Annotated in this window: 16 protein-coding genes; 9 read left to right on the top strand and 7 right to left on the bottom strand. The window is 59.2% G+C overall.

Features of this window, described 5'->3' with window-relative positions; translation table 11 throughout:
• Window positions 1–398: 398 nt before the first annotated feature.
• Window positions 399–1,598, bottom strand: coding sequence for a tyrosine--tRNA ligase (gene tyrS / locus BM017_RS07335; protein WP_010206932.1), 1,200 nt, complete (start codon window positions 1,596–1,598; stop codon window positions 399–401).
• Window positions 1,599–1,807: 209 nt separating this feature from the next.
• Here tyrS and BM017_RS07330 point away from each other — a divergent pair, with 209 nt between their 5' ends.
• Together BM017_RS07330 and BM017_RS07325 are read left to right on the top strand one after the other, a co-directional pair.
• Entirely contained in the window at window positions 1,808–3,226 is a 1,419-nt protein-coding gene (locus BM017_RS07330; RefSeq protein ID WP_092242362.1) for a peptidoglycan DD-metalloendopeptidase family protein, read from the top strand.
• Window positions 3,227–3,228: 2 nt separating this feature from the next.
• Entirely contained in the window at window positions 3,229–4,320 is a 1,092-nt protein-coding gene (locus BM017_RS07325; RefSeq protein WP_092242359.1) for an anhydro-N-acetylmuramic acid kinase, read from the top strand.
• A gap of 67 nt (window positions 4,321–4,387) precedes the next feature.
• On the opposite strand, the gene erpA is transcribed toward BM017_RS07325, so the two are convergent.
• Window positions 4,388–4,738, bottom strand: coding sequence for an iron-sulfur cluster insertion protein ErpA (erpA, locus tag BM017_RS07320; protein ID WP_003176443.1), 351 nt, complete (start codon window positions 4,736–4,738; stop codon window positions 4,388–4,390).
• A gap of 165 nt (window positions 4,739–4,903) precedes the next feature.
• Window positions 4,904–5,938: an N-acetyl-gamma-glutamyl-phosphate reductase gene (gene argC, locus BM017_RS07315; protein WP_092242356.1), complete on the bottom strand. Its 1,035-nt coding sequence runs from the start codon at window positions 5,936–5,938 to the stop codon at window positions 4,904–4,906.
• A 136-nt stretch (window positions 5,939–6,074) separates the two neighbouring features.
• Here argC and hemJ point away from each other — a divergent pair, with 136 nt between their 5' ends.
• The 6 genes from hemJ to coq7 all read left to right on the top strand — a co-directional run bounded on the left by hemJ (window position 6,075) and on the right by coq7 (window position 10,523).
• Window positions 6,075–6,503 carry a protoporphyrinogen oxidase HemJ gene (gene hemJ, locus BM017_RS07310; protein WP_092242353.1) on the top strand — a complete coding sequence of 143 codons (429 nt, stop codon included), beginning with the start codon at window positions 6,075–6,077 and terminating at the stop codon, window positions 6,501–6,503.
• Between the two features lie 24 nt (window positions 6,504–6,527).
• Window positions 6,528–7,490 (top strand): NAD(P)H-dependent flavin oxidoreductase, encoded by a 963-nt coding sequence (locus BM017_RS07305; protein ID WP_092242350.1) that lies wholly within the window; start codon window positions 6,528–6,530, stop codon window positions 7,488–7,490.
• Window positions 7,491–7,559: 69 nt separating this feature from the next.
• On the top strand, window positions 7,560–8,522 hold the full coding sequence (locus tag BM017_RS07300; RefSeq protein ID WP_092242347.1) for a DUF805 domain-containing protein: 963 nt from the start codon (window positions 7,560–7,562) through the stop codon (window positions 8,520–8,522).
• Between the two features lie 63 nt (window positions 8,523–8,585).
• Entirely contained in the window at window positions 8,586–9,374 is a 789-nt protein-coding gene (locus tag BM017_RS07295; RefSeq protein WP_092242344.1) for an SDR family NAD(P)-dependent oxidoreductase, read from the top strand.
• A 46-nt stretch (window positions 9,375–9,420) separates the two neighbouring features.
• Window positions 9,421–9,759 (top strand): histidine triad nucleotide-binding protein, encoded by a 339-nt coding sequence (locus BM017_RS07290; protein ID WP_071490214.1) that lies wholly within the window; start codon window positions 9,421–9,423, stop codon window positions 9,757–9,759.
• Between the two features lie 116 nt (window positions 9,760–9,875).
• Window positions 9,876–10,523 (top strand): 2-polyprenyl-3-methyl-6-methoxy-1,4-benzoquinone monooxygenase, encoded by a 648-nt coding sequence (coq7, locus tag BM017_RS07285; protein WP_015886151.1) that lies wholly within the window; start codon window positions 9,876–9,878, stop codon window positions 10,521–10,523.
• A gap of 55 nt (window positions 10,524–10,578) precedes the next feature.
• Here the strand turns inward: coq7 and BM017_RS07280 are convergent, their stop codons facing one another.
• Window positions 10,579–11,001, bottom strand: coding sequence for an OsmC family protein (locus BM017_RS07280; protein ID WP_005792019.1), 423 nt, complete (start codon window positions 10,999–11,001; stop codon window positions 10,579–10,581).
• A 247-nt stretch (window positions 11,002–11,248) separates the two neighbouring features.
• Here BM017_RS07280 and crp point away from each other — a divergent pair, with 247 nt between their 5' ends.
• The gene (gene crp, locus BM017_RS07275; RefSeq protein WP_071490216.1) at window positions 11,249–11,893 is read left to right on the top strand and encodes a cAMP-activated global transcriptional regulator CRP; all 645 of its coding nucleotides are present in this window, start codon (window positions 11,249–11,251) and stop codon (window positions 11,891–11,893) included.
• On the opposite strand, the gene BM017_RS07270 is transcribed toward crp, so the two are convergent.
• Genes BM017_RS07270 through trpD form a run of 3 tightly spaced genes read right to left on the bottom strand, consistent with a single transcriptional unit; the run spans window position 11,890 to window position 14,470 of the window.
• Window positions 11,890–12,588, bottom strand: coding sequence for a lipoate--protein ligase family protein (locus BM017_RS07270; RefSeq protein WP_170856046.1), 699 nt, complete (start codon window positions 12,586–12,588; stop codon window positions 11,890–11,892). The two genes, crp and BM017_RS07270, sit on opposite strands and share 4 nt — an antisense overlap.
• Entirely contained in the window at window positions 12,588–13,424 is an 837-nt protein-coding gene (gene trpC / locus BM017_RS07265) for an indole-3-glycerol phosphate synthase TrpC (protein ID WP_071490218.1), read from the bottom strand. The genes BM017_RS07270 and trpC overlap by 1 nt, the downstream gene beginning before the upstream one ends.
• Complete coding sequence (gene trpD / locus BM017_RS07260; protein ID WP_071490219.1) at window positions 13,421–14,470, bottom strand: anthranilate phosphoribosyltransferase; 1,050 nt, start codon at window positions 14,468–14,470, stop codon at window positions 13,421–13,423. The genes trpC and trpD overlap by 4 nt, the downstream gene beginning before the upstream one ends.
• Window positions 14,471–14,478: the final 8 nt, after the last annotated feature.

The following is a 14,478-nucleotide window of genomic DNA, read 5'->3' as shown; positions in this document are numbered from 1 at the left end:
AAGAGCGGTTGGTTAAGATCTTTCGTCTCAACCGAGGCGCGCATTCTACAGCAGCCTCATTTGCTGTCAAGTGATTATTTTCAGAAGTTTTCGAAGATTTCTTCAACAACTTCAACCACTTGCGCTTCCGATCTCTCGTTAGCGGGAGGCGAATTCTACAGCGTTACACGCTGCTGTCAACACCTCTTTTTCTCCGCTTTCGACCGAGAAGATCGAAACGTTAATAGAGCCAGACAACACTGCCCTATCAACTGCTTCTGGGCTTCGATGAACTGAAGCAAGTCGCTGTCGAATTCCGCGTAACTCTTTGTTTACCAAGGAGTTTTCCGCTTCGACTGCGCCGGAAGTGGGGCGAATTATAGACAGATAAAATTCGCCGTCAACACTTAATTTCAGGTTTATTCGGATTTTAGCGTAATGCGCGCAAATGCCTTCTTCCCCGCCTGGCAAACGTGGGTAGCGCCCAGCTCGTATATAAAGGTGCGATCCACAACCTCACCATCTATACGCACCCCACCCGAACCCAGAAGGTCGCGCGCAACCGCCGAGTTCTTAACCAGGCCAGCCTTATTAAGCACGGCAGCAATCGGCATCGCCTCGGCAGCAGACAGCTCGATCTCCGGCAAATCATCAGGCAACTCGCCATCCTTCATGCGATTACCCGCAGCACGGTGAGCACTGGCCGCAGCCTCCTCACCATGGAAACGCGCAACAATCTCTTCCGCCAGCTTAATCTTCACGTCACGTGGATTAGCGCCTGCCTCTACATCAGCACGCAGCGCATTGATTTCGTCCATCGACCGGAAGCTCAGCAACTCGAAGTAACGCCACATCAAAGCATCAGGAATCGAAACCAGCTTGCCGTACATAACGCCCGGCGCCTCCTGGATACCGACATAGTTCCCCAGGGACTTGGACATCTTCTTGACGCCATCCAACCCTTCCAACAACGGCATGGTCAGGATGCACTGGGCTTCCTGCCCATACGCACGCTGGAGCTCACGCCCCATCAACAGGTTGAACTTCTGATCAGTGCCGCCCAGCTCAACGTCCGCACGCAACGCTACCGAGTCATAGCCCTGAACCAACGGGTAGAGGAACTCGTGAATGGCGATCGGCTGATTGGTGGAGTAGCGCTTGTCGAAATCATCACGCTCAAGCATGCGCGCGACAGTGTACTGAGAGGTCAAGCGAATGAAGTCCGCCGGCCCCATCTGATCCATCCAAGTAGAGTTGAACGCCACTTCGGTCTTGGCTGGATCGAGTATCTTGAATACCTGAGTCTTGTAGGTCTCGGCATTATCGAGCACCTGCTCACGGGTCAGCGGCGGACGTGTGGCGCTCTTGCCGCTCGGATCACCGATCATTCCGGTGAAGTCACCTATAAGGAAGATGACCTGGTGCCCCAACTCCTGGAACTGGCGCAGCTTATTAATAAGCACCGTATGCCCCAGGTGCAGATCCGGCGCAGTCGGATCAAAGCCAGCCTTAATACGCAGGGGCTGACCACGCTTGAGCTTTTCGATCAGCTCAGCTTCGACCAACAGTTCTTCCGCACCACGTTTTATCAGCGCTAGCTGCTCTTCAACCGACTTCATAACAGACCCGCAAGGCTCAGATTCAAAAGGGAACCAACCATACAAGATCAGGGACTAATTACAAGTTTTGCCCTGCGAACGGACACCGTTCAGCAAGCCCAGCGTTCGCGAGCTTGCGCCACAGATGATTTGGTTATATTTTATACAGTTATTTCATCTTCATCATGTCATTCATCTTTTCCATTTCATCTTCAAAGTCAAAATTACCTATGACCACTGAACCGTCTAAAGCGCCGCCGCTTTACCCGAAGACCCACCTGCTCGCCGCAAGTGGTATCGCCGCCCTTCTCAGCCTGGCACTCCTGGTATTCCCTTCCAGTGACGTAGAAGCCAAACGAACATCCCTGAGCCTTGACCTGGAAAGTCCAGTTGAACAACTGACACAAGATCAAGACGCTTCCGACGCGCAACAAGCCACAAATACGACCACCGAATCACCGTTCGCCCAGATAGAAAACAGCCCCGAAGACACCCAACAAGCAGCCCAGAGTACAGCTGCGCCTGCTGCCGACACGGCCAAAAACCCTCAGCACCGCGAAGTGATCGTGGCCAAGGGCGACACCCTGTCGACTCTATTCGAGAAGGTCGGCCTCCCCGCCGCTACCGTTAATGAAGTGCTGGCGAGCGACAAACAAGCCAAGCAGTTCACCCAGCTCAAGCACGGCCAGAAGCTCGAATTCGAGTTCGCCCCCGATGGCCAACTGAACAACCTGCACAGCAATGTCAGCGACCTCGAAAGCATTACCCTGACAAAGGGCGCCAAAGGCTTTGCCTTCAATCGGATCACTACCAAGCCGGTCATGCGCTCGGCCTATGTACACGGGGTGATCAACAGCTCCCTGTCACAGTCGGCGGCCCGGGCAGGCCTGTCCCACAGCATGACCATGGACATGGCCAGCGTGTTCGGCTACGACATCGACTTCGCCCAGGACATTCGCCAGGGCGACGAATTCGACGTGATCTACGAGCAGAAAGTCGCCAACGGCAAAGTCGTGGGCACCGGCAACATTCTCTCCGCACGCTTCACCAACCGCGGCAAGACCTACACCGCCGTGCGCTACACCAACAAACAAGGTAACAGCAGCTACTACACTGCCGATGGCAATAGCATGCGCAAGGCCTTCATCCGCACCCCAGTGGACTTCGCTCGTATTAGCTCGCGTTTCTCCATGGGTCGCAAGCATCCAATTCTGAACAAAATCCGCGCCCATAAAGGCGTCGACTACGCCGCCCCGCGTGGCACGCCGATCAAGGCAGCCGGCGACGGTAAAGTCCTGCTGGCAGGACGTCGTGGCGGCTATGGCAATACCGTGATCATCCAGCACGGCAATACCTACCGCACCCTGTATGGCCACATGCAAGGCTTTGCCAAGGGCGTGCAAACCGGCGGCACAGTGAAACAAGGCCAGGTGATCGGCTATATCGGTACTACCGGCCTGTCCACCGGCCCACACTTGCATTATGAGTTCCAGGTCAATGGCGTTCACGTCGACCCACTGGGCCAGAAGCTGCCCATGGCCGACCCGATCGCCAAGGCCGAGCGTGCCCGTTTCATGCAACAGAGCCAGCCGTTGATGGCGCGCATGGACCAAGAACGCTCCACCCTGCTGGCTTCGGCGAAGCGTTAAGTATGGCGCTCTATATTGGCGTGATGTCCGGGACCAGCCTTGATGGCCTGGACATCGCCTTGATCGAGCAGTCCCCGGCGATCAAGCTGATCGCTACACACTACATTCCCATGCCCGACACCCTGCGCACTGAGCTGCTTGCTCTTTGCGCCAGCGGGGCAGATGAGATCGCTCGCTCAGCCATCGCCCAGCAGAACTGGGTGAAGCTTGCCGCTCAAGGTATTCACGCTTTACTCGACCAACAAAACCTCAAGCCCCAGGACATTCGCGCAATTGGCAGCCATGGCCAGACCATCCGCCATGAACCCGCACGGGGCTTTACCGTACAGATCGGCAACCCGGCCTTGCTCACCGAGCTTACAGGCATCACCGTGGTCAGCGATTTCCGTAGCCGCGACGTCGCCGCCGGCGGTCAGGGCGCCCCGCTGGTCCCTGCGTTCCATGAAGCGCTATTTGGCGAGCACAGCGGTAACCGTGCCGTATTGAATGTGGGAGGTTTCAGCAACCTCAGCCTGATTGAGACCGGCAAACCTGTAGCCGGCTTCGACTGCGGCCCAGGCAATGTCCTGCTGGATGCATGGATTCACCAGCAACGCGGTGAACACTTTGATCGTGATGGCCAGTGGGCGGCCAGCGGCAAGGTCGAGCCAGCTCTACTCAACGCCCTGCTCAGCGACCCTTTCTTCGTGACCACGGGCCCCAAGAGCACCGGCCGCGAAGTGTTCAATCTGGAATGGCTGCACCAACACCTGGGTCGCTTACCAACATTCGAGCCTCAGGATGTTCAGGCCACGCTACTTGAGCTGACCGCCCTGACCATCATCGAATCCCTGCAGGCCGCCCAGCCCCAGACCGAAACACTGCTGGTGTGTGGCGGCGGTGCCCACAACACCACGCTGATGAAGCGCCTGGCCGCCCTGCTACCATCGACTCAAGTCAGCAGCACCGCCACTTACGGAGTAGACCCCGACTGGGTCGAGGCCATGGCCTTCGCATGGCTGGCCCATTGCTGTCTCGAAGGCATCGCCGCCAACCGCCCAAGCGTCACCGGGGCACGAGGACTTCGGGTACTGGGCGCCATCTACCCGACCTAAAATCTGCGCACAGCAAAACGCCGCTTGGCCTATCACAGCCAAGCGGCGTTTTTGCATCCGTTGCCGATCAGATCGAGAACGAAGACCCGCAACCACAGGTGGTGGTAGCGTTAGGGTTCTTGATCACAAAGCGTGAACCCTCCAGACCTTCCTGGTAATCCACCTCGGCACCGGCCAGGTATTGGAAGCTCATCGGGTCCACAACCAAACTTACGCCTTCGCGCTCAACGATGGTGTCATCATCGGCTACATCTTCATCGAAGGTAAAACCGTACTGAAATCCTGAACAACCGCCGCCCGTAACGAATACGCGCAGCTTCAAGCGATCATTACCCTCTTCATCGACCAGGCTCTTCACCTTGTGCGCAGCACCGTGGGTGAATTGCAAAGCCGTGGGGGTGAAGGATTCAACGCTCATGCTGATAATCTCCCGGCGTAGCGCCGCCATATGCGTAATGGTCGGCATTATCCGCTTCTCCTAGAAAAGCGGTCAACTATTGTTACGGTATATCAATCTGCGCTGTCGCCATTAAAAACACAAAAGGCCCGATCAACGGGCCTTTTGCTTAGCGACTCAACCGCCTCAAGGCAGCATGCCCGCGTGGGACAGCCCCAACTTCTCATCCAGGCCAAACAGGATGTTCATGTTCTGCACCGCCTGGCCGGACGCGCCCTTAACCAGGTTATCGATCACCGACAACACCACGACCAGGTCACCGTCCTGCGGGCGATGCACAGCAATCCGGCACACATTGGCACCGCGCACGCTGCGGGTTTCCGGGTGGCTGCCGGCCGGCATCACATCGACGAACGGTTCGTTGGCATAACGCTTTTCAAACAGCGCCTGCAGGTCGACCGAGCGATCGACCACGGTGGCGTACAACGTGGAGTGAATACCGCGGATCATTGGGGTCAAGTGCGGGACGAAGGTCAGGCCCACGTCCTTCCCAGCCGCGCGGCGCAGCCCCTGACGAATTTCTGGCAAGTGACGGTGACCTTTCACCGCATAGGCCTTCATGCTTTCCGACGTCTCGGAGTACAGCGAACCAACCGCCGCACCACGACCGGCACCGCTGACGCCTGACTTGCAGTCCGCGATCAAGCGCGAAGCGTCTGCCAGCCCCGCTTCCAGCAAAGGCAGGAAGCCCAACTGTGTAGCCGTCGGATAGCAGCCCGGTACAGCAATCAGGCGCGCTTGCTTGATCTGTTCACGATTCACTTCCGGCAGGCCGTACACCGCCTCTTCCAACAACTGCGGCGCGCCGTGCGGCTGGCCATACCACTTGGCCCACTCATCAGCGTCCTGCAGACGGAAGTCCGCCGACAAGTCGATCACCTTGGTGCCGGCGGCCAACAACTCGCCTGCCAGGGCGTGGGCAACACCGTGCGGGGTGGCGAAGAACACCACGTCGCAGCCGCCCAGGGTCTTGATGTCCGGAACACTGAACGCCAGGCCGTCGTAATGACCGCGCAGGTTCGGGTACATATCGGCCACGGCCAGCCCGGCCTCGGATCGGGAAGTGATGACCACCACCTCAGCTTGCGGATGCTGAGCCAACAGACGCAGCAATTCGACACCGGTGTAACCCGTGCCGCCGACGATACCGACCTTGACCATAAACCTGCCCTCAACGAACCCACTGGAAAGCCGTCGATAATAGGGGTCGTATCGTCCTGCGACAACCGCCAACGTGACGTATGGGCGCATGAGCCACTACTATCCTCAGTTACCGTGAACCTGGGAATAACTAGAAATGCTCTATCTATGGATCAAAGCCTTCCACATCGTCAGCGTCGTCTGCTGGTTTGCCGGGCTGTTCTACCTGCCACGCCTGTTCGTCTACCACGTCCAAAGCGAGGACACCGTCAGCAAAGAGCGTTTCAGCGTCATGGAGCGCAAGTTGTATCGCGGCATCATGGGGCCGGCGATGATCGCCACGTTGATTTTCGGCGGCTGGCTGATCTATCTGAACCCAGGCATCTTTCATTCGGGCGGGTGGATTCACGCCAAGCTGACCCTCGTCGTACTGCTCATTGGCTACCACCATATGTGCGGCGCGCAGGTAAAACGCTTTGCCCGTGGCGAAAACACCCGCAGCCATGTCTTTTATCGCTGGTTCAATGAAGTGCCCGTTCTGATATTGCTGGCTATCGTAATTTTGGTCGTGGTCAAACCGTTCTAACTTCAATTACTTGGGGTACCTCCAATGTCGCTGCCCGCTCTGCTTGAACAACGTCTGCGCCTGCCCCTCGTGGCGGCGCCGATGTTCCTGATTTCCAACCCGCAACTGGTCCTGGCGTGCTGCCGCAATGGGGTGGTCGGGAGTTTCCCGGCGCTTAACCAACGCGAAAGCAGCGGGTTCAAGGCCTGGCTGGAGGAAATCGAAGCGGGCCTGGCGCTGCTGTACAACCCCGCGCCCTATGCCGTCAACCTGATCGTGCACAACAGCAATCCCCGCCTGGAGGCAGACCTGGCGATCTGCGTTGAGCATAAAGTGCCCATCGTCATTACCAGCCTGGGTGCCGTCAAAGAGCTGGTGGACGCGGTACACAGCTACGGTGGCCTGGTGTTCCACGACGTCACCACCCGCCGCCATGCCGAGAAGGCTGCCGAGGCCGGTGTGGACGGCCTGATCGCCGTAGCCGCCGGCGCCGGTGGCCATGCCGGCACCTGGAGCCCATTCTCGCTGATTGCCGAGATCCGCCAGTTCTTCGACAAAACCCTGCTGCTGGCCGGCTGCCTCAATCACGGGCACGAGATTCTCGCTGCCCAACTGCTCGGTGCAGACCTGGCCTATTTCGGCACGCGCTTTATCGGCACTACCGAAAGCCAGGCACCGGATGCGTATAAAGAGATGCTGCTCACATCGCGCGCCGCCGACATCGTGCACACTCCCGCTGTCTCCGGCGTGCCCGCCAGCTTTATGCGCCAGAGCCTGGAAAACGCCGGTTTCGACCTCGCCGCCCTGCAAGGCAAAGGCGAGGTCAACTTCGGCTCCAAGCTCAAGCCGTTGAGCGACGAGGCCAAAGCCTGGAAGACTGTATGGTCTGCTGGCCAAGGCGTCGGTGAGATTGATGATTTGCCCAGCGTCGATGAACTCGTTGCGCGCCTGGATGCCGAATACCGCAAGGCACGCGAACAGGCGGCACAACTGCGCTGGCCACGTTGACCCAACTGCCAGGCCTGCTGATTAGACGGGCCTGCACTACCTCCCTGAACAAGTGACAAGGAAGCCCGCATGAGCGACAACCGTTTCAAGATTGTGTTTGATGGAGCCTTGCTCCCGGGTGTCGAAAGCACCACGGCCAAACTGAACCTGGCCGAGCTGTTCAAGAGCGAAGTCGAAGCCATCGAAAAGCTCTTTACCGGCCGCCCGGTTGCGCTCAAGCGCGACCTGTCTCGCCCGGATGCGGAAACCTACCTCACCGCGCTGAAAAACGCCGGTGTCGACGCGCGCATTGAGCCCGAACAGCCTGTGGCCTTCAGCCTCGCTGAAACTCACGAGACGGATTCCGGCCCTTCTGGTTTCGCGCGTCCGGATGCCTCGCCTTATGCGCCTCCCCGCGCGGCGGTGGGTGATGACTTGCCCGAGTACGCCACCCTCAAAGTCTTCACTATCCATGGGCGGATCGGCCGCCTGCGCTACCTGGCATGGACCCTGGTGTTGACCCTGGCGATGCTGGTTGCGGGTGGCATCATCAGCACCGTCAGCTTTGCCGTGGCTACCGCCTCACCGATTGCGGGCACCATCATCGGAGTACTGCTGGGTCTCGCGCTGTTTGTGGCGCTGGTATGGGTCAGTGTACAAATCGGCGTGCAGCGCCTGCATGACCTGGGCTGGTCGGGCTGGTTGTACCTACTCAACCTGGTGCCATTGGTGAACAGTGTCTTCCCGATCCTGTTGCTGGTACTGCCGGGCAATGCAGGCGCCAACCAGTATGGTGCGCCACCGCCACGTAACTCCACCGCGGTAAAAGTCCTGGCCACGCTGTGGTTGGCGTTTATTCCAGTCATGCTTGCCATCGTGGTGACCTTGGGCATGAACGGTTACCTGGACCAGCTCGAAGCCAACGTGGACAGCAGCTACGAAAGCAGCTCCATCACCTCCGACGAAGACGCCGACCAGGCGGCAACCGTCGAAGAAGACGAAGCGCAGAGTGCTGACGAAGCGGGCGAACCTGTAGACTCTCCAGAACAGTGAAGAAACGCCCCCGGCCTGTGATGCCTCTGTCACAGGCGCGGCGGCGTTGCGATGGAGAAAGGCATGACCCGTTACGCTCTGATCACCGGCGCCTCCAGCGGAATCGGCCTGGCCCTGGCCGAAGCACTCGCCCGTCGCGGCCGCAGCTTGATTCTGGTGGCCCGCCAGCGTGATCAGTTGGAAAGCATTGCAATCGAATTGACCCAACGCTTTGGCGTCGAAGTGCTGTTCCGGGCCTGCGACCTTGGCGAGCCACTGCGCTTGTCCGGGTTCCTGCTGGAGCTTGAAGAAGGCGAGCGGCAGATCGACCTGCTGGTGAACTGCGCCGGCATCGGCACCAGCGGGCCGTTCCTGGCCCAGGACTGGATGACCGAACAGGACCTGATGGAGGTCAACATCCTGGCCCTGACCCGTATGTGCCATGCGCTCGGCAATGCCATGGCGCTGCACGGCGGCGGGCAGATTCTCAATGTGGCGTCCATCGCGGCATTCCAGCCCGGCCCGTGGATGAGCACTTATTACGCCAGCAAGGCCTATGTGCTGCATTTCTCCGAAGGCTTGCGCGAAGAACTGAAAACCTGCGGCATCAAGGTCTCGGTGCTCTGCCCCGGCCCGACACGCACCGCGTTCTTCGGCACCGCGCAGATGGACACCGCCAGGCTCGACCGCAGCCAACAGCTGATGAGCCCCGAAGAAGTGGCGCTCTACACCGTACGCGCACTGGAAAAGAACAAAGCCATCATCATCCCCGGCCGTCGCAACCGCTGGATCGCCTTCAGCCCGCGTTTCAGCCCACGCTGGCTGACCCGCAAGATCGCCGGCGCCATCAACAAGGCCTATTGCCCACGCTGACGGGCTGGGTACACTCATCCTGCACTTTCATAATGGAGAAACAGCTGTGGATACTCTGTTCACCAAGATCATCAACAGAGAAATACCCGCGGATATCATCTACGAAGATGATCAAGTCCTGGCGTTCAAGGACATCTATCCGGCGGCGCCCGTGCATTTCCTGGTCATTCCCAAGAAACACATCCCCACGCTCAATGACCTGACTGAAGAAGATAAAGCCCTGGCCGGTCATATCCTGTTCACCGCCCAGCGCCTGGCTGTAGAACAAGGGTGTGAAGAAGGTTTCCGGGTGGTGATGAACTGCAACCCGAAAGGCGGGCAGACCGTTTATCACATCCATATGCACGTGCTGGGCCAGCGCCAGATGAACTGGCCGCCGGGCTGATCAGCCTTTCAGCAAAGGTCGCCGCCCAGGCTGCGACTCCATGCCCTTGACGCAACGCAAACGCTTGCCCCTCTCTTGCGGTAAACTGGCCGCCGAGATTCTTCCCGGAGGTCAGCATGACTACCCAACGTCACTACTCGCCGATTGACCGTCTGTTGCTGCAAGCCGACATGGCCATGCGTACGCTGCTGCCCTTCAGCGGCCAGCCGTATCGCCCCTCGCCCGCCATCGTGCAGCCCGACGCGCAGATGAGCGAGACCGAGACCCGCCACGTCGCCGGCTTGATGCGCATCAACCATACCGGCGAAGTCTGCGCCCAGGCGCTGTACCAGGGCCAGGCGCTGACCGCCAAGCTGCCGCAGGTGCGCGCAGCCATGGAGCATGCCGCCGAGGAAGAAATCGATCACCTGGCCTGGTGCGAGCAACGCATCCGCCAACTGGGCAGTCACCCGAGCGTGTTGAACCCGCTGTTCTACGGTTTATCGTTTGGGATCGGCGCCGCGGCCGGCCTGATCAGCGACAAGGTCAGCCTGGGTTTTGTCGCAGCGACTGAACATCAGGTGTGCAAACATCTGGACGAACATTTGGAACAACTGCCGGCCGAAGACGAAAAGTCCCGTGCCATTCTTGAGCAGATGCGCATTGATGAAGAACATCACGCAGAAAGCGCGCTGGATGCCGGTGGTTTTCGCTTCCCGGCGCCAGTGCGGTTTGGCATGAGCCTATTGGCCAAGGTCATGACTAAAAGCACGTACCGAATCTGAGCCAAAAGAAGGGCGCTATCACAGCGCCCTTTCTTTTTGTCCGCCGATTGAGCGATCAACCCAACTCAATTATCTCGTAATCATGGGTAATGGCCACCCCGGCCGCGCCCAGCATGATCGACGCCGAGCAATACTTCTCCGCCGACAGTTCGATAGCGCGCTTCACCTGCGCCTCTTTCAGCGCCCTGCCCTTTACCACGAAATGCATGTGGATTTTGGTGAATACCTTGGGGTCTTCGGTGGCACGCTCGGCCTCCAGGAAGGCTTCGCAGCTTTCCACGGCCTGGCGGGATTTCTTCAGGATGCTGACCACGTCGAAATTGCTGCAACCGCCTACGCCCAGCAGGAGCATTTCCATCGGGCGTACGCCCAGGTTACGGCCACCGGCTTCCGGCGGGCCATCCATGACCACCACATGGCCACTGCCCGACTCACCGAGGAACATGGCTTCGCCCGCCCATTGGATGCGTGCCTTCATCGCCCAGACTCCACTGCTAAAAAAGGGTCGCCAGCTTAGCACAGGGCCCACCTGCGTCAGCGTTTGCAACAAAAGCGATCAAAAGCAGGCTTTGCGCGGAAAATTGGCTAATCGAGTCAGAATGTGTCTGTTAAGCTGACGCCAAATCGATGGCGTAATGCCACCCTTTATGCAGCGCGTATCAATGCCGATACCCGATGAATACAACAACTCCAACTATTTAGCGCAGTCTTTTCGGGATACAACCATGGTTGCCCTTACTCCCATACCCAAAATCAAGAATCTCGACAAACTGTTGATGCATTGCCAGCGCCGCCGCTACCCGGCCAAGCACAACATCATCTGCGCCGGCGAACGCTCCGAAACCCTGTTCTTCATTATCAAAGGCTCGGTCACCATCCTGATCGAGGATGAAGACGGCCGCGAAATGATCATCGCCTACCTGAACACCGGGGATTTTTTTGGGGAGTTGGGGTTGTTCGAACAAGCCGGCAAGGAACAGGAACGCAGCGCCTGGGTGCGTGCCAAGGTCGAGTGCGAAGTGGCCGAGATCAGCTACGCCAAATTCCGCGAACTGGCCCAACAAGATCCCGACATCCTTTATGTCCTCAGCGGCCAGATTGCGCAACGCCTGCGGGACACCACGCGCAAAGTCGGCGACCTGGCATTCTTCGACGTCACCGGCCGTGTTGCGCGCTGCCTGCTTGACCTGTGCAAGCAACCGGACGCCATGACCCACCCCGATGGCATGCAGATCAAGGTCACGCGCCAGGAAATCGGGCGCATTGTCGGCTGTTCACGGGAGATGGTCGGACGCGTGCTCAAAGACCTGGAAGAACGCAACCTGGTGCACGTTAAAGGCAAGACGATGGTGGTGTTCGGTACCCGTTAAACCGGCAGGAAGCTGGCCAACATCTGGCGGTACAAGGTGTCCAGCCGGCTGATCGCATCGGGCGCCGGGAAGGCTTCGTGCAGGGCGATATGGCTGTCGGCACGCACCCGCTGTTCAAGACCGCAGGCTTCATTGAAGCGGTTGACCGCCGCGATCAGGTCTTCGCGATCGTTTTCCAGCAACAGCGCACCGTGCACCAGGCCCACCGGGCGCCCCCCGCTTTGACGCCAGCGCTGGGCAGTGCCAACCATTTTCCGGCCATTGAGATTGACGTTGTAGCGACCGTCGCAAAATGCGCCGTCGATCTCGCCGACAGACGCATCGCCGCCCAACTCGATCAGCAAGTCGCAGATCGGCTGACATAAACGCAGGTAACCGGTTTCGATACGATTCTGGTCGCCCTCACTGCGCGGCGGGGCGTAGACCAGGGCGATGTTGACTGTGGCACTCGACTGCGGCACCGGCTCACCGCCGGTTTCACGCAGCAGCACCGGCCAACCCGCATCGGCTGAAACCTGGCTGGCGGTTTCAAAGGCCGGCAAGCGGCTCAACCGACGCGGCATGACCAAAGCCTGATCGCTGGGTTGCCAGAACAACAACCCATACTCCCGCTCACCTGCGCAAACAGCCGCCAGCAGGTCTTGCTCGGCGGCAAGTCCTGCTTCGACGGTCATCGCCACCGGCTGCGTCATCATCAATCCAGCGTCGAACCGCTGACCGCCATGCCCCGCTCCGGGAAGAACAGGCGCTGCAATTCAGCCCCCGGGTTCTCGGCACGCATGAAGGTCTCGCCCACCAGGAACGAGTACACGCCACTGATCTCCATCAACTCCACGTCGGCACGGTTGACGATGCCACTCTCGGTGATCACCAGACGGTCGCGCGGAATCCGCGGCAACAGGTCGAGAGTGTTTTCCAGGCTGACTTCGAAGGTGTGCAGGTTACGGTTGTTGACCCCCACCAGCGGTGTGTCGAGGGTTTTCAAGGCGCGTTCCAGCTCATCGCCGTCATGCACTTCCACCAGCACGTCGAGGCCGACGCTTTTGGCGACGGCAGCCAACTCGGCCATCTTCACGTCATCCAGCGCGGAAACGATCAGCAGCACGCAGTCGGCGCCCAGGGCACGGGCTTCGACGATCTGGTACGGGTCGACCATGAAGTCCTTGCGGATCACCGGCAACTTGCACGCGGCGCGGGCCTGCTGCAGGAACAGGTCGGAACCCTGGAAGTAGTCGATATCGGTCAGCACGGACAGGCAAGTCGCCCCTCCCTTCTCATAGCTGACGGCGATTTCCGATGGCACAAAGTGTTCGCGGATCACGCCTTTGCTCGGCGAGGCTTTCTTGACCTCGGCGATCACGGCCGGTTGCTTCTGCTTGGCCTGGGCGATCAGTGCATTGGCGAAACCGCGCGGTGCATCGGCGATCTTTGCCTGGGCTTCCAGCTCGGCCAGGCTCACGCGGGCGCGCCGCTCGGCAACTTCTTCAGCCTTGCGGGCCAGGATTTTTTCCAGAACGGTCGGCACACTCATCCTTCATTCTCCATCTTGAATACTGCGGTGAATGCTCCCAGCTCTTCGAGCTTCTCACGAGCCAGACCGGTGTGCAGCGCATCGTGGGCCAAGGCAACACCCTCCTTAAGACTATAGGCGTGGTCGGCTGCATAAAGTGCCGCGCCAGCATTCAAAACAATCATTTCGGCGGCTTTCTGACCGTTCTCGGTCTTGCGACGGCCCAAGGCATCACGAATCAGTTCCAGGGAGGCCGCCGGGCTTTCCACCGCCAGGCCGTGCAGGCTCTGGCTCTTCATGCCCAGGTCTTCCGGCTCGACCCAATACTCAGTGACCTGGTCATTTTTCAGCTCCGCCACGAAGGTCGGTGCCGCCAGGCTGAATTCGTCCAGGCCGTCCTTGGAATGCACCACCAGCACATGCTTGCTGCCCAGGCGTTGCAGTACTTCGGCCAATGGCCGGCACAGCGCCTGGCTGAACACACCCACCACCTGGTGTTTCACACCGGCCGGATTCGTAAGCGGGCCGAGCATGTTGAACAGGGTACGAAGGCCGAGATCCTTGCGTGGGCCGGCAGCATGCTTCATCGCACCGTGGTGGGATTGGGCAAACATGAACCCAATACCGACGTTGTCGATACAGCGCGCCACTTGGATAGGGGTCAGGTTCAGGTAGATCCCCGCCGCTTCCAGCAAGTCGGCGCTGCCACTCTTGCCGGAGACCGCGCGGTTACCGTGCTTGGCCACGGTGCAACCCGCCGCCGCCACCACAAACGAAGAAGCCGTCGACACGTTGAAGATGTTCGCACCGTCACCGCCGGTGCCGACCACGTCGACCACACCATCGAGGGTCTTGAGCTCGACCTTGTCCGCCAGCTCGCGCATAACCGACACGGCGCCGACGATTTCGTCGATGCTTTCGCTTTTCATGCGCATGGCCATCATGAACGCGCCGATCTGCGCGTCGGTGCATTGACCGGTCATGATCTCGCGCATCACATCGCTCATTTCAGCGGTGCTCAGGTCCAGGTGGCCGACGATACGGCTCAGGGCAGTCTTGATATCCATGGAAAGTC

Source organism: Pseudomonas sp. NFPP04, assembly GCF_900113815.1.
GTDB classification, from domain to species: Bacteria; Pseudomonadota; Gammaproteobacteria; order Pseudomonadales; family Pseudomonadaceae; genus Aquipseudomonas; species Aquipseudomonas extremorientalis.
The sequence above is the reverse complement of the archived record's forward strand: the minus strand, read 5'-3'. Positions and strand labels throughout refer to the sequence as shown.

Excerpts from the sequence above, each read along its gene's own strand:
- tyrS (WP_010206932.1), bottom strand. The coding sequence starts at position 1,598 with ATGAAGTCGGTTGAAGAGCAGCTAGCGCTGATAAAACGTGGTGCGGAA.
- BM017_RS07330 (WP_092242362.1), top strand. The coding sequence starts at position 1,808 with ATGACCACTGAACCGTCTAAAGCGCCGCCGCTTTACCCGAAGACCCAC.
- BM017_RS07325 (WP_092242359.1), top strand. The coding sequence starts at position 3,229 with ATGGCGCTCTATATTGGCGTGATGTCCGGGACCAGCCTTGATGGCCTG.
- erpA (WP_003176443.1), bottom strand. The coding sequence starts at position 4,738 with ATGAGCGTTGAATCCTTCACCCCCACGGCTTTGCAATTCACCCACGGT.
- argC (WP_092242356.1), bottom strand. The coding sequence starts at position 5,938 with ATGGTCAAGGTCGGTATCGTCGGCGGCACGGGTTACACCGGTGTCGAA.
- hemJ (WP_092242353.1), top strand. The coding sequence starts at position 6,075 with ATGCTCTATCTATGGATCAAAGCCTTCCACATCGTCAGCGTCGTCTGC.
- BM017_RS07305 (WP_092242350.1), top strand. The coding sequence starts at position 6,528 with ATGTCGCTGCCCGCTCTGCTTGAACAACGTCTGCGCCTGCCCCTCGTG.
- BM017_RS07300 (WP_092242347.1), top strand. The coding sequence starts at position 7,560 with ATGAGCGACAACCGTTTCAAGATTGTGTTTGATGGAGCCTTGCTCCCG.
- BM017_RS07295 (WP_092242344.1), top strand. The coding sequence starts at position 8,586 with ATGACCCGTTACGCTCTGATCACCGGCGCCTCCAGCGGAATCGGCCTG.
- coq7 (WP_015886151.1), top strand. The coding sequence starts at position 9,876 with ATGACTACCCAACGTCACTACTCGCCGATTGACCGTCTGTTGCTGCAA.
- BM017_RS07280 (WP_005792019.1), bottom strand. The coding sequence starts at position 11,001 with ATGAAGGCACGCATCCAATGGGCGGGCGAAGCCATGTTCCTCGGTGAG.
- crp (WP_071490216.1), top strand. The coding sequence starts at position 11,249 with ATGGTTGCCCTTACTCCCATACCCAAAATCAAGAATCTCGACAAACTG.
- BM017_RS07270 (WP_170856046.1), bottom strand. The coding sequence starts at position 12,588 with ATGATGACGCAGCCGGTGGCGATGACCGTCGAAGCAGGACTTGCCGCC.
- trpC (WP_071490218.1), bottom strand. The coding sequence starts at position 13,424 with ATGAGTGTGCCGACCGTTCTGGAAAAAATCCTGGCCCGCAAGGCTGAA.
- trpD (WP_071490219.1), bottom strand. The coding sequence starts at position 14,470 with ATGGATATCAAGACTGCCCTGAGCCGTATCGTCGGCCACCTGGACCTG.